This window comes from Pseudooceanicola aquaeponti (assembly GCF_050897975.1).
Taxonomy (GTDB): domain Bacteria; phylum Pseudomonadota; class Alphaproteobacteria; order Rhodobacterales; family Rhodobacteraceae; genus Pseudooceanicola.
On the sequence record NZ_JBPAXY010000001.1, the window covers coordinates 44,943 to 58,101 of the forward strand.

At 66.6% G+C, this 13,159-nt stretch carries 12 protein-coding genes; 6 read left to right on the top strand and 6 right to left on the bottom strand.

What is annotated here, in order from left to right; all coding sequences use genetic code 11:
• Positions 1-122 precede the first annotated feature (122 nt).
• On the bottom strand, positions 123-347 hold the full coding sequence (locus ACRARE_RS00270) for a hypothetical protein (protein ID WP_432654405.1): 225 nt from the start codon (positions 345-347) through the stop codon (positions 123-125).
• 237 nt (positions 348-584) lie between these two features.
• Between ACRARE_RS00270 and ACRARE_RS00275 the strand changes: the two genes are divergently transcribed.
• The gene (locus ACRARE_RS00275; RefSeq protein WP_432654406.1) at positions 585-1,007 is read left to right on the top strand and encodes a protein tyrosine phosphatase family protein; all 423 of its coding nucleotides are present in this window, start codon (positions 585-587) and stop codon (positions 1,005-1,007) included.
• Between the two features lie 103 nt (positions 1,008-1,110).
• On the opposite strand, the gene ACRARE_RS00280 is transcribed toward ACRARE_RS00275, so the two are convergent.
• The 5 genes from ACRARE_RS00280 to ACRARE_RS00300 all read right to left on the bottom strand — a co-directional run bounded on the left by ACRARE_RS00280 (position 1,111) and on the right by ACRARE_RS00300 (position 7,484).
• The gene (locus ACRARE_RS00280; protein WP_432654407.1) at positions 1,111-2,382 is read right to left on the bottom strand and encodes a FliM/FliN family flagellar motor C-terminal domain-containing protein; all 1,272 of its coding nucleotides are present in this window, start codon (positions 2,380-2,382) and stop codon (positions 1,111-1,113) included.
• A 76-nt stretch (positions 2,383-2,458) separates the two neighbouring features.
• A complete protein-coding gene (locus ACRARE_RS00285; protein WP_432654408.1) occupies positions 2,459-5,149 on the bottom strand; it encodes an ATP-binding protein in 2,691 nt (896 codons plus the stop codon).
• A complete protein-coding gene (locus ACRARE_RS00290) occupies positions 5,149-5,619 on the bottom strand; it encodes a hypothetical protein (RefSeq protein WP_432654409.1) in 471 nt (156 codons plus the stop codon). The genes ACRARE_RS00285 and ACRARE_RS00290 overlap by 1 nt, the downstream gene beginning before the upstream one ends.
• Positions 5,620-5,637: 18 nt before the next feature.
• Positions 5,638-6,024: a response regulator transcription factor gene (locus tag ACRARE_RS00295; protein ID WP_432654410.1), complete on the bottom strand. Its 387-nt coding sequence runs from the start codon at positions 6,022-6,024 to the stop codon at positions 5,638-5,640.
• 107 nt (positions 6,025-6,131) lie between these two features.
• The gene (locus tag ACRARE_RS00300) at positions 6,132-7,484 is read right to left on the bottom strand and encodes a helix-turn-helix domain-containing protein (RefSeq protein ID WP_432654411.1); all 1,353 of its coding nucleotides are present in this window, start codon (positions 7,482-7,484) and stop codon (positions 6,132-6,134) included.
• Between the two features lie 235 nt (positions 7,485-7,719).
• Between ACRARE_RS00300 and ACRARE_RS00305 the strand changes: the two genes are divergently transcribed.
• The 5 genes from ACRARE_RS00305 to ACRARE_RS00325 all read left to right on the top strand — a co-directional run bounded on the left by ACRARE_RS00305 (position 7,720) and on the right by ACRARE_RS00325 (position 13,084).
• Complete coding sequence (locus ACRARE_RS00305; RefSeq protein ID WP_432654412.1) at positions 7,720-9,060, top strand: substrate-binding protein; 1,341 nt, start codon at positions 7,720-7,722, stop codon at positions 9,058-9,060.
• 192 nt (positions 9,061-9,252) lie between these two features.
• Entirely contained in the window at positions 9,253-10,284 is a 1,032-nt protein-coding gene (locus tag ACRARE_RS00310; RefSeq protein WP_432654413.1) for a branched-chain amino acid ABC transporter permease, read from the top strand.
• Positions 10,285-10,288: 4 nt separating this feature from the next.
• Positions 10,289-11,488, top strand: coding sequence for a branched-chain amino acid ABC transporter permease (locus ACRARE_RS00315; protein ID WP_432654414.1), 1,200 nt, complete (start codon positions 10,289-10,291; stop codon positions 11,486-11,488).
• A 10-nt stretch (positions 11,489-11,498) separates the two neighbouring features.
• Complete coding sequence (locus ACRARE_RS00320; protein ID WP_432654415.1) at positions 11,499-12,260, top strand: ABC transporter ATP-binding protein; 762 nt, start codon at positions 11,499-11,501, stop codon at positions 12,258-12,260.
• 68 nt (positions 12,261-12,328) lie between these two features.
• On the top strand, positions 12,329-13,084 hold the full coding sequence (locus ACRARE_RS00325; protein ID WP_432654416.1) for an ABC transporter ATP-binding protein: 756 nt from the start codon (positions 12,329-12,331) through the stop codon (positions 13,082-13,084).
• Positions 13,085-13,159 lie beyond the last annotated feature (75 nt).

Here is a 13,159-nt window from a genome sequence, read left to right on the forward strand (position 1 = left end):
CCGGGACCCTTCGTCGGGCGGATACTACGTTCCCGGGCCGAATCGCCCGGCCCCTGCCCCGCTTATGCCGCAGCGCCGCATGACGGCGCCACGTGAGGCGCGCGGAAATCCCTTCCGCTTTTTCAGATGGGCATATTGTCGAAGCGTGACTCGATCGCCTCGTTGGTTAGGTCTTCCTGCAATTGCCGCAGCGGCGCCGGAACGACCACGCCGCGACGCGCGTAATCCCCGATCAGATCGTGCAGTTTCGACAGATGCTGATGACGGCTGCCCGGACGGGTCCCGGAAATCAGCTCTGACACATCGGCAAATTTGCGCTGCAACTCATCCGTGGTGATAGGGTTCATCTTGGCTCCTCCGGGGGCGGGACGGCTCTGCACCGCAGCAAAGCGGCGCACAGATCCCTGGGTTGTCACTGACGATAACGCCGCGGGTCCTCCTCCCCGGCGCTGCCACAACTATAGCGAAAGCAGGCCCACCCGCCCAAAGGAAATGAGCACCGACGCGGCAGAAGGTCGCGAGACCGGCACGTTGCCCCTCTGGTCCGACTGGACAGCCGCCAGAGGCGCACCTATTGAGAAGACATGAACATTCGTCAGATCTCCCCGCGTTACGCCGTGTCTCCGCAGATCGAGCCCGAGGACCTTGTGGCCCTTCGGGAGGCCGGGTTCGCCCGGGTGATCTGCAACCGACCCGATTCCGAAATCCCCGCGCCGCTGCAATCCGAGGCCATGGCCCAGGCGGCGGCCGAGGCGGGCATCGACTTTGTCGTGCTGCCCCTGACCCATGACACCATGACGCCCGAAAACATCGCCAAGCAGATGGCCTTCTGCGAGGTCGACGGTCCGGTGCTGGCCTATTGCGCCTCGGGCACCCGCTGTTCCGTGGCCTGGTCCCTGGGCCAAGCCGCCAGCGGCGCGCTCAGCACCGATGAGATCCTGGCCGCCACGGCCCGCGCGGGCTACGACCTGTCGAGCCTGCGCCCGCGTCTCGACCAGATGCGCTAAGCGGCGGCGCCGCCAGGGACCGCCCCCCGGTCCCGGCGCGCCCCACGGTCGACCTCTGATCAGCCCCCGCCCTGCCGCCGTCACGACGGCCCGGGGCGGGCGCCTAGTCCTCGGGATCGGGCAGATCGGCCAGGGACATGGCGGGGAAGCCGCCGTCGTCCTCCTCTTCGTCGCCCTCCAGCTCTGGCAGATCCGACAGGTCGGGCAGATCCGGCAATTCGCCCATGGCTGGGAAATCGCCATCCCCCACCTCTGTGTCAGCCATGTTGAAGTCACCCAGCGGCGGCAGGTCGTCGGTGCCGCCCTCCTCTGCCGCGTCATCGCTGTCGAAGCCGCCGAGGTCCATTGCCCCGATGTCCATCGCGGCGCCCATGTCTGCGGGCATCTCCTCCGCACCCTCACCCAGACCGCCGGTCTCGAAATCCGACAGCTCCGGCGCGGGCAGCACGCCGCGCCCGGCCTCGCCCGATGCGCCCTCGGCCCCCGCCTGGGCCAGCCCGGCCATGGTCAGACGTACCGCGCGCATTCCGCCCATCTGGCCCAGCCGGACCTTGCCCAGGCAGGTGGCGCGGCCGGTCTCGCCCCGGGTTTCCAGCCGGGTTTGCGCCAGGGCAGAGCGCGGCACCTCGATCAGATCGCCCACCTTCAGCCCCTGCACCCGCGACAGGGGCATCGACACACGGTGCAACACCGCGTCGATCGCCGCAGGCGCCGACATCACCGCCGCGCCCACGGTGGCGCCCGGCCCGTCCTCGGCCACGCCTTCGCGTTCTATGGCGGGCAGATGGCTGCGGTCGGGCAGCGCGATCAGCATCTGCCCCTGCCGGGTGGCGCCAAATTCGATATGCAGTCGGAAAACGTGGAACTCGGGCGCGTCCAGCGCCAGGCCCAGCAGGCGCACGTTCTCGATCCGCACACCAAAGCTGTAGCCCGCCATCCAGTCGCTGGCGCGGTCCCCCTCCAGCAGCATGGCCAGACGCAGGAAGACATCGTCGATCATCGGCCCGATCAGCGCCGCATCGGTGGTGGTGGTGGCGCGCGGCTCGGGCTCTAGCGGGGAAATGCGGCCCATGGTGTTCTGTTCGACCAGGGCCGAGGTGCTCATCAGATCCAGCATCATCGCCCCCGAGATCCGCCCCGCCCCGTCCAGCAGCACCAGCAGCGCGTCATCGGACAGCTGCGCCGTCAGCTCGTCGGCAGAGAGCATTTCGTACTGGCACGACAGAACCACCAGCGACAGGTCCAGCAATTCGTCCGCGCTTTTGGCAAGCGACAGCCGCAAGGCTTTCTCGGGCGACATGGCCCGGGCCTGGTAAGTCTCGCGCGCCACTGACGCCTTCTTGCGCAGCACCGCGTTGGATGCAGTTGATGCCATGTCTTTCGCCACCGCCATTCGCGGGTTTCTCAGGCTTTGTAGGCGTCAGATGGTTACCATTCGCTTTAACGCGGCCCTATTGCGCCGCCAGCGCCTCGGTCTGCGGCAGCACCACGCGGAAGGCCGCGCCGCCCTGCCCCGGCAGGTAGGAAATCGTGCCGCCCAGCCGGGCCATGATCTCGCGGCAGATCGCCAGGCCCAGGCCCGCGCCGCCCGCCTTCTGCTCGCCGATACGGGCGAATTTCTCAAAGATCATGGCCTGTTGCGCCGTCTCGACGCCCGATCCGTTGTCGATGAAATCGACCATGACCTGGCCATCCGCATGGCGCAGGGCGATGCGCAGCTCGGGCACCTCGGCATCGCAATATTTGCGGGCATTGGCGATCAGGTTGATAAAGACCTGCGCCAGCCGGTCGCCATCTGTGTCCAGCCAGATCTCTTCCTGGGCGGGCTGGCGCCGCAGGCGCAGCGCGTCACCCGCCGAACCGGTGGCATGGACCGCATGGTCCAGCACGTCGCGCAGACAGACCCGGGCGCGGTTCAGCGTGACCTGGCCGTTCTCCAGCACCGACAGATCCAGCAGGTCATCCAGCAGGCGGGTCAGGCGCACCGCCTCGTCATGGATGATCTGGGCATATTTCGCCTTGGCCTCGCCGGTCAGATCGGGGGCATCGCGCAGGATCTCGGAAAAGGATCGGATCGAGGTCATCGGCGTGCGCAGCTCGTGGCTGATCTGGCTGAGGAAGGCGTCCTTTTGGACCGACAGCTGGGTCAGCTTTTCGTTGGCCAGGCGCAACTGGCGGGCGGTGCGGGCCAGCTCGGCGGATTTCGCCTCCAGCTGGCTGGAATATTCCATGATCTGCGCGGTCTCGTCGGCCACCGCCATCAGATCCTCGACCGAGACGGCGGCGCGGCCGACGATCTGGCCGACCATGGCATGGGCCGTGGCCGCACCCACGCTGCCCGACAGTTCGCGTTCCAGAACTTGCAGGAATTCTCCCGTGGGTTCGGGCAGATAGCCCTGCACGCCCTGGCGTTCCGCCTCGCGCTGAAACAGCTTCTGCGCCTCGCGCGCGCCCAGCAGGCGCTGCGCCATCACCATCAGGTCTTCGCTTTGTGCCGTGCCCCCTTCCCAGCCGCGCGGGCTGGCGGAATGCTGAAAGATGTTGACGAACTGCGCGCCCTGCAACCTCTCCATCGGGCTGGGGAAGGACATCAGCGAAACGGCGGCGAAGAGGCCCGAGTTCAGCAGCATCGACCACAGCACCCCATGCACCAGCGGGTCCAGCCCCTCGATCCCAAAGAGGGCATAGGGCCGCAACCAGCCAAAGCCCCAGGGGCCATGGCGCATCACCTCGGCGGGGATCACCACCCCCTCGCCGAAAGAGGGCAGGAAGAGGCACCACAGCCAGATGGCAAAGCCCGCCGCCAGCCCCGCCAGCGCGCCAGAGCGCGCGCCCCCACGCCAGAAGATGCCGCCCAGAAGCGGCGGCAGGAACTGCGCCACGCCGGAGAAAGAGATCAGGCCGATCGCCGCCAGCGCCGCGCCGCCCCCCGACAAGCGGTAGTACAGGTAGCCCAGGAACAGCACGCCCACGATCGACAGCCGCCGCGCCAGGATCACCACGTGGCGCACATCGCCCGAAACCATCGCCCCCTTGCCCGGCTGCAACTTCAGCCAGATCGGCATGACGATATGGTTCGACACCATGGTCGACAGGGCAATGGCCGCCACGATCACCATCGAGGTGGCCGAGCTGAAGCCGCCGATGAAGGAAAAGACCGCCAGCCCGGTCTGCCCCTGGCTGAGCGGCAGGGTCAGGACGAACATGTCGGGGTTGGCGCCGCGCGGCAGCAGGGTCAGGCCCGCCACGGCAATGGGCATGACGAAAAGGCTCATCAGCATGACATAGCTGGGGAAGGCCCAGCTGGCGGTGCGCAGGTGGCGTTCGTCCTCGTTTTCCACCACCAGCACCTGGAACATGCGCGGCAGGGTCAGGAAGGCGGCGGCGGCCAGGAAGATCAGCCCGGTCCAGCGGCCATTGGCCATGTGCCACTCGCCCAGCCGGGCCGAGGCGTCGATCCGCGCCAGGGTCTCGGTCAGGCCGCCGCCCAGGCCCCAGACCACGTAGATCCCCACCGCCAGAAGGGCGCAAAGCTTGACCACCGCCTCAACGGCGATGGCCATGACGACGCCATGGTGACGTTCGTTGGCATCCAGGTTGCGGGTGCCGAAAAGCACGGTAAAGGCCGCCAGACCGGCGGCGACCCACAGGGCGGTGGTCTGGCTTTCCGGCCCCATGCGCGCGCCGGGGTCGGCGGCAGCGAAGACGGCAAAGCTTTGCGTCACGGATTGCAGTTGCAGGGCGATATAGGGGGTGGTGCCCACCACGGCGATCAGGGTCACGGCCACGGCCAGCAGGTTCGACTTGCCATAGCGCGAGCTGATCAGGTCGGCGACCGAGGTGATGCGCTGGCTGCGCCCGATACGGACGATCTTGCGCAGGGCCCAGAACCAGCCGATCATCACCAGGCTGGGGCCGATGTAGATCGTCAGATATTCCAGGCCAGAGCGCGCGGCATAGCCGACGGCGCCGTAAAAGGTCCAGGCGGTGCAGTAGATCGACAGCGACAGGGTGTAGACGATGGGCGAGCGCAGCCAGCCCGAGCGCCCGCGCAGCGCCGCCCGTTCGGCGCCGAAGGCCACCAGGAACAGCGCCGCCCCATAGGCCATGCAGACCGCGATCAGAAGGTTCAAAGAGGCCATCAGCCCGCCGCCCCGCTGCCGCTATCGCCCGAAGGCGCCTTTGGATCCCGGGGCTCTCCCCCGCCCTGCGGCCCGACCGGGGGCACGACCGGAGGCATGGGGGCCGATTCCAGGCGCGGATCGGGCGGCAGGCTGCGGGGGGCCTCGGTCAGGAGATCCGCCGGGGGGCCGGGGGGCGTGGCCCCCTCCAGCCGCTCGACCTCTTCCACCGACAGGCGCCAGACCAGCAGGCCAGAGGCAAGGGCCAGCCCGGCCCAGGCGCTGAACAGATAGATCATCGCCCGCGACACCGGCAGGCCCTGCCCCGCGCCGCCCTCGCCCAGCCCCGCATCGCCCCCTTCGGGCCACAGCAGCGGCACCGCCAGCAGGATCAGCCCCAGCACCGGCAACAGCCGCACCGCGTCGATCAGGCGGCGCTGGCGATAGCTCTGACGCTCCAGAAAGACGGGACGGACCTGCGGCGGGCTCATCTCGGCGCGCCTCCTGGCCTAGACGTCGGGGGCCGAGGGGGCCACCAGCGCATTGACCGCCGCCAGCACCTCGGCGTTGGAAAAGGGTTTCGACATGAAGCGGCTGGCGCCGATTTCCTCGGCCAGGGCGCGGTCCTTGGTCTGGCCGCGCGCGGTCAGCATCAGCACCGGCAGGCTGGCTCCCGCCGCCTCGCCCGCGCGCAGCTCGCGCAGGATGTCATAGCCCGAGCGGCCGGGCAGCATCACGTCGAGGATCACCAGATCCGGCGCCCGGGCGCGGATCACCTCGACCGCATCCACCCCGTTGGAATGGCTGGCCACGCGCCAGCCGTCCCGCGACAGGATGAAGGAAATCGCCTCGATGATGTTCGGCTCGTCCTCGACGACGAGTACGGACTTGCTCATTCGGTCCTCCCCTCCCAGCAGAGCAATGCCGGAGAGTTCTAACAATCTTTACCCGCCCCTTGAAAGCGCCTTCTGCCCTGTCAACAGAATCAATGCGCCCGGGCGGGTCATCCGCTGCTTTCCGCCATGATGGAGGGTTCGCGCCGCCCCCGGCAATCCGCTTTCGGACAGATCCGGCAGGTCACGCCGACGCGCGGCAGGTCGGCGGGGGCCTCGGCCGGGCCCGGCTGGATCAGCATATGGGCCTCGAAGGTGGGATCGCGGTTGGCCACCGGCGGGCCGGCGGGCTGGGCGATGGCATGGGTGACAAAGACCCCTTCGGCGCGCCCTGCCAGGCGGATCTGCCCGGCGATCGGCATCATCGGACGGCTCAGCGCCTGAAACAGCGGCCAGAGCGGACAGGCGGCGCCGAAGCGCGGCAGCGGGAAGCGGTCCAGCGGCTTGCGGAAGGTCAGCGTGCCCGAGGCGTCGCAGGCCACCAGGCCCAGGGGCCCCAGCCCCCGCGCCGCCAGCAGATCGGCGGGCAGCGTCGCCAGCCGCCGCATCATCCGCCCCGCATCGACGCCGAAGCGCGCGCCCAGGGCCGCCGGGTCCAGCACGCCGCCCGCGCCGCCTCCTTCTGGCAGGGCCTCGGCCACCGCCGCCACCGGCAGGGCGGCGGCGTCGCGCGCATATCGCTCCAGCACCCGGCGCGCCATCAACCGCGCAGCGCCCGAACCCAGCCGCTCGCCCGCCGCCTCCAGCACCTCTTCCACCGCCGCCGCCTCGGCGCCACCCTCCAGCGCGGGAAAGTGGAAGCCGTGATCGCTCAGGAACCCTTCGACCTGGTCCTGGGGCGCGGCAATCGCCGCCTCGCGGGTCTCGCCCGCGTCCAGCTCTTCGACCAGCTGCCGGGCGCCCTCGGCCAGGCGGGCGCTGTCCTCGTGGATATTGCGGTGAAAGCGGTCGCGCCATTCCGGCTCCAGCGCCCGTTCGGCCACCAGGATTTCCGAGGCGGCATGGATCGCGGTCACGGTCGACAGCACCTCGTGCAGCGAGGCGGCCAGATGCGGGTCATGGGTCAGCCGGTCGGTCAGCGCCTCGACCGCCTGTTGCAGTGCGCCCAAGCGCTGCCCCTGCACGGCGACCAGCCGCGCCCAGCCAGGAAAGCGGCCGACGAATTCCTCGATCCGCTCCAGATCGGCACCGGCATCGGGGCGGTCGGCGGCGGCCTGGCGCAGCTGCGCCAGCAGCGCCGCCTCGGCCCCTTCGGATAGGGCCGAGGGTTCGACCCCCAGGGCCTCGGCCAGGCCCAGCAGCAACTTCCCGCCGATTCTGCGCCGGTTGTGCTCGATCAGGTTGAGGTAAGAGGCCGAGATCCCCGCCCGCCGCGCCAGTTCCGCCTGGCGCATCCCGATCAGGGCGCGACGTTCCCGGATCCGGGTTCCGGTCAGCGAGGCGCCTCTACCACGTTCCGCCATTAAATTTCCCTGCACTTTCAACGATATTCTGCGGTGCAAAAGAATTTGTTTACAAATACCGCACAGGCATAGTGGATAAATTTACAAAAAAATCAAGCAATCAAAGTGACTTGTTGCGAGATTTTCCATTCATCTGCGATGATCCTTTTGCATCATGCGTTTGGGGGATGCCCCCAATTGCGATGAAGTGTCCGGGCGGAGGAGGTCCGGGCGCACCTTTCCAAGGGAGGAATCCATGACGAATAAACTGACCCGTCGCGGGCTGTTGAAAACCGGGGCCGTGGGTGGCGCCGGTCTTGCCCTGCCGACCATCTTCACCTCGGCGGCCAACGCCTTCACCAACGAACCCATGGGCGGCAGCGTCACCCTGGGCTTCAACGTGCCCCAGTCCGGCCCCTATGCCGACGAGGGCGCCGATGAACTGCGCGCCTATCAGCTGGCGGTCGAGCACCTGAACGGCGGCGGCGACGGCGGCATGATGTCGACCTTCAGCTCGAAGGCGCTGGAAGGCACCGGCATCCTGGGCAAGAAGGTCGAATATGTGACCGGCGACACCCAGACGAAATCCGACGCCGCCCGCGCCAGCGCCAAGTCGATGATCGAGAAGGACGGCGCCATCATGATCACCGGCGGCTCGTCCTCGGGCGTTGCCGTGGCCGTGCAGGGCCTCTGCCAAGAGGCCGGCGTGATCTTCATGGCGGGTCTGACCCACTCGAATGACACCACCGGCAAGGACAAGAAGGCCAACGGTTTCCGTCACTTCTTCAACGCCTACATGTCGGGCGCCGCCCTGGCGCCGGTGCTGGCCTCGCAGTATGGCACCGACCGCAAGGCCTATCACCTGACCGCCGACTACACCTGGGGCTGGACCCAGGAAGAGTCGATCAAGGCCGCGACCGAGGCCCTGGGCTGGGAAACCGTGAATACCGTCCGCACCCCGCTGGCGGCCACCGACTTCAGCTCTTACATCACGCCGATCCTGCAAACGGACGCCGACGTGCTGATCCTGAACCACTACGGCGGCAACATGGTCAACTCGCTGACCAACGCCGTGCAGTTCGGCCTGCGCGACAAGATCGTCAACGGCAAGCAGTTCGAGATCGTCGTGCCCCTCTACTCGCGCCTGATGGCACGCGGTGCGGGCGAGAACGTGAAGGGCATCTTCGGCTCGACCAACTGGCACTGGTCGCTGCAAGACGCGGGCAGCCAGGCCTTCGTCAAGAGCTTCGGCACCAAGTACGGCTTCCCGCCGTCCCAGGCGGCGCATACCTGCTACGTGCAGACGCTGCTTTATGCCGATGCGGTGCAGCGCGCCGGGTCGTTCAACCCCTGCGCCGTGGCCGAAGCCCTGGAGGGCTACGAGTTCGACGGTCTGGGCAACGGCAAGACGCTGTATCGCGCCGACGACCACCAGTGCTTCAAGGACGTGCTCGTGGTGAAGGGGAAGGACAACCCCACCTCCGAGTTCGACCTTCTGGAAGTGGTCGAGGTCACCCCCGTCGATCAGGTCACCTATGCGCCCGATCACCCGATGTTCTCGGGTGGCGCGCTCGGCTCCTGCAACGCCGGCGCCTGACGCCCGCGGGACATGGGGCCGCGGGGGCAACCCTCCGCGGCCTGGCAGCCAAGACACCACCACCACAACCACCTCTGGCCGCCTGCCACCGTCCCGTTCCTGCGGGCCGCACCCACCCGGTGCGGCCCCTCTCCCCCCTACTTCCGCAAGGGTCGCCCGGCCAAGGGCGCCTGACAGAGCCAAGGTAGAGCCATGGACGCTATCATCCTCCAAATCCTGAACGGGCTGGACAAGGGCAGTGCCTATGCACTGATCGCCCTTGGTCTGACCCTGATCTTCGGCACGCTGGGCGTGGTCAACTTCGCCCATGGCGCGCTGTTCATGATCGGCGCCTTCTGCGCCGTATCGCTGAACAAGCTGCTGAACATTTCCTTCGAGACGGTCGATCCCACCCGCACCGACTTTCTGGGCAACCCCCTGAAGGTGAAGACCCCCTACGTCGAAAGCTGGTTCGGCCCCGAGTTCGGCCATGCCATCATCGACTGGTCCGTGCCCCTGGCGATCCTGTTCTCGATCCCGATCATGATCGCCGTCGGCTTCATCATGGAACGCGGGCTGATCAAGCATTTCTACCGCCGCCCCCATGCCGACCAGATCCTGGTGACCTTCGGCCTGGCCATCGTGCTGCAAGAGCTGATCAAGCATTACTACGGCGCCAACCCGATCCAGACGCCCGCCCCCGACGCCTTCAAGGGCTCGTTCGATTTCGGCGCCATGCTGGGCTTTGATCCCAATACGATCATCTATCCCTACTGGCGGATGATCTACTTTGCCTTCGCGGCGGTGATCATCGGCGGCGTCTTCGCCTTCCTGCAATTCACCACCTTCGGCATGGTCGTGCGCGCTGGCATGGCCGACCGCGAGACCGTGGGCCTGCTGGGCATCAACATCGACAAGCGGTTCACCATCATGTTCGGCCTGGCCGCCGCCGTCGCGGGCCTGGCGGGGGTGATGTACGCGCCAATCAACTCGCCCAACTACCACATGGGCATGGACTTCCTCGTGCTGTCCTTCGTCGTGGTCGTGGTGGGCGGCATGGGATCCCTGCCCGGCGCCGTCGCCGCGGGCTTCCTGCTGGGCATCCTCGAAAGCTTTGCCTCGATGAACGAGATCAAATCCATCATCCCCGGCATCGACCAGATCATCATCTACGTCGCCGCCATCATCATTCTGCTGACCCGTCCCCGTGGCCTCATGGGCCGCAAGGGCGTGATGGAGGACTAAGCCCATGCTGGGACTGAACAGAAAAGACTTCACCCTGCTGCTGATCGTCGCCGCCCTGGTGGTGTTCGCGCCCTTCCTGCTGAACCCCTTCCCCGCCGACAGCGCCATGGCGCAGTTCAACGCGGGCTACCCCGACCTGATGCAGCGCTTCGTGATCTTCGGGATCTTCGCCATCGGCTTTAACATCCTCTTCGGCCTGACCGGCTACCTCAGCTTCGGCCATGCGGCCTTCCTCGGCGTCGGCAGCTACTCGGCCGTCTGGATGTTCAAGCTCTTGTCGATGAACATCGTCCCGGCGATCATCCTCAGCGTCATTGTCTCCGGCCTCTTCGCGATGCTGATCGGCTATGTCTCGCTGCGCCGCACGGGGATCTACTTCTCGATCCTGACCCTGGCCTTTGCCGAGATGTCCTTCCGCCTGGCCTATTCGGTGCTCACGCCGATCACCAATGGCGAAACCGGCCTGCAACTGACCCTCGACGATCCGCGCATCCTGGGCGAGACCGCAACGGCCACCGGCTCGATCCCCGTCACCAACTTCTTCGGGATCGAGATGCGCGCCACCGAGGTGATGAATGTCGGCGGCTGGACCTTCCAGTTCAACAATGGCTACTACATGTGCGCCATCGTGCTGCTGCTGGCCTTCTACCTGGCCATCCGCATCTTCCGCTCGCCCTTCGGGATGATGCTGCGGGCGGTGAAATCGAACCAGCAGCGGATGAACTACACCGGGCTGAACACCAAGCCCTACACCCTGGCGGCCTTTGTGATCTCGGGCATGTATGCCGGTCTGGCGGGCGGCCTCATGGCCTCGATGGATCCGCTGGCGGGCGCCGAGCGGATGCAGTGGACCGCCTCGGGCGAGGTCGTCCTGATGACCATCCTGGGCGGTGCCGGCACGCTGATCGGTCCGGTCCTGGGCGCGGGCTTCATCAAGTATTTCGAGAACATCTTCTCGAAGATCAACGAACAGGTCCTGCACAGCTGGTTCCACGCCCTGCCCGACGGGATCGAGAACGCCGTGGTCTGGGTGCTGGAGCATTTCGTCGGCTCTGGCTGGCACCTGACCCTGGGCCTGCTGTTCATGCTGGTGGTCACCTTCCTGCCCGGCGGCCTTGTGGAAGGGGGGCAGCGTCTGGGCCGTCTCCTGCGCCGCAAGAAGGCCGAGGAAAAGACCGCCACCCAATCCACCCCGGCCGAGTGAGGAGCAAGAGATGGGTATTCTTGAAGTAAAGAATGTCGGCAAACGCTTCGGCGGGTTGCAGGCCCTGGGCGACGTGAACCTGTCGGTGAAGGAAAACACCGTGCACGCCATCATCGGGCCCAACGGGGCGGGCAAGTCCACCCTGCTGAACTGCCTGGTGGGCAAGCTGATCCCCGACACCGGCAGCGTCATGTTCGACGGCCAGTCGGTGCTGGGCCGCACGCCCTATGAAATCAACCAGATGGGCATTTCCCGCGTCTTCCAGACACCCGAGATCTTCGGCGATCTGACGGTGATGGAAAACATGATGATCCCCTGTTTCGCCAAGCGCGACGGCGCGTTCAAGCTGAACGGCATCCGCTCGGTCGAGGGCGACGCCGAGATCCGCGACCGGGCCGAGGCGATGCTGGTCGACATGAACATGGCCGACAAGCGCGACATGCACGCGGCCTCTATGTCGCGCGGCGACAAGCGGCGGCTGGAGATCGGGATGTGCCTGGCGCAGGAACCGCGCCTTCTGCTGTTGGACGAACCCACGGCGGGCATGGCGCGGGCCGATACCAACAACACCATCGACCTGCTGAAGCAGATCAAGGCCGAGCGCGACATCACCATCGCCATCATCGAACACGACATGCATGTGGTGTTCAGCCTTGCCGACCGGATCACCGTGCTGGCCCAGGGCACCCCCCTGGTCGAGGACGCGCCGGAAAACATCAAGGGCAATCCCAAGGTGCGCGAAGCCTACCTTGGCGAAACCGCAGCGGCCTAAGGAGTTCGTCACTCATCCCGAAAAGTGGACGCCGGTTTTCGGACCAGATGAGTGAGAAAGGATAGAACATGAACGTCAAACCCGACTTCTCGAAGGGCCACAACCTGGCCGAAACCGCGCCCGCCTTCCTGTCCGTCTGGAACATGGAGAGTTACTACGGCGAAAGCTACATCGTGCAGAACATCAGCTTCAACGTGCACGAGGGCGAAATCCTGGCCCTGCTGGGGCGCAATGGCGCGGGCAAGACCTCGACCCTGCGCTCGATCGCGCGGATGAACAGCCCCCAGGTGACCCATGGCGAGATCTGGCTGGATCACCAGCCGCTGCACCGCATGTCCAGCTATGAGGCGGCCCAGGCGGGCATCGGGCTGGTGCCCGAGGATCGCTGCATCATCCCCGGCCTGACGGTCGAGGAGAACCTGCAACTGGCCCAGATCGCGCCCCCCATCGGCTGGTCCATCGAACGGCTGTACGATCTTTTCCCGCGCCTGGGCGAACGCCGCAAGCAAGAGGGCGTGACCCTGTCGGGCGGCGAACAGCAGATGCTGTCCATCGCCCGGGCGCTTGCCCGCGACATCAAGGTGCTGCTGCTGGACGAACCCTATGAAGGGCTGGCGCCGGTCATCGTGGACGAGATCGAAAAGACCCTGCGCATCATCAAGGAACAGGGGATCACCACCATCCTGGTGGAGCAGAATGCCGTGCGCGCGCTGGAACTGGCGGACCGCGCGGTGATCCTGGATACCGGCTCGATCGTCTTCGACGGCGCGGCGGCCGAGGTGCTGGGCAACGAGGAATTGCGCGCCGAATACCTTGCGATCTGACTCGTTTGTGAGACAGTTTGGCCCGGGGCGGGCTTGTTCCCGCCCCGGCACGGCGCCTAGAACGAGCCGCGCATA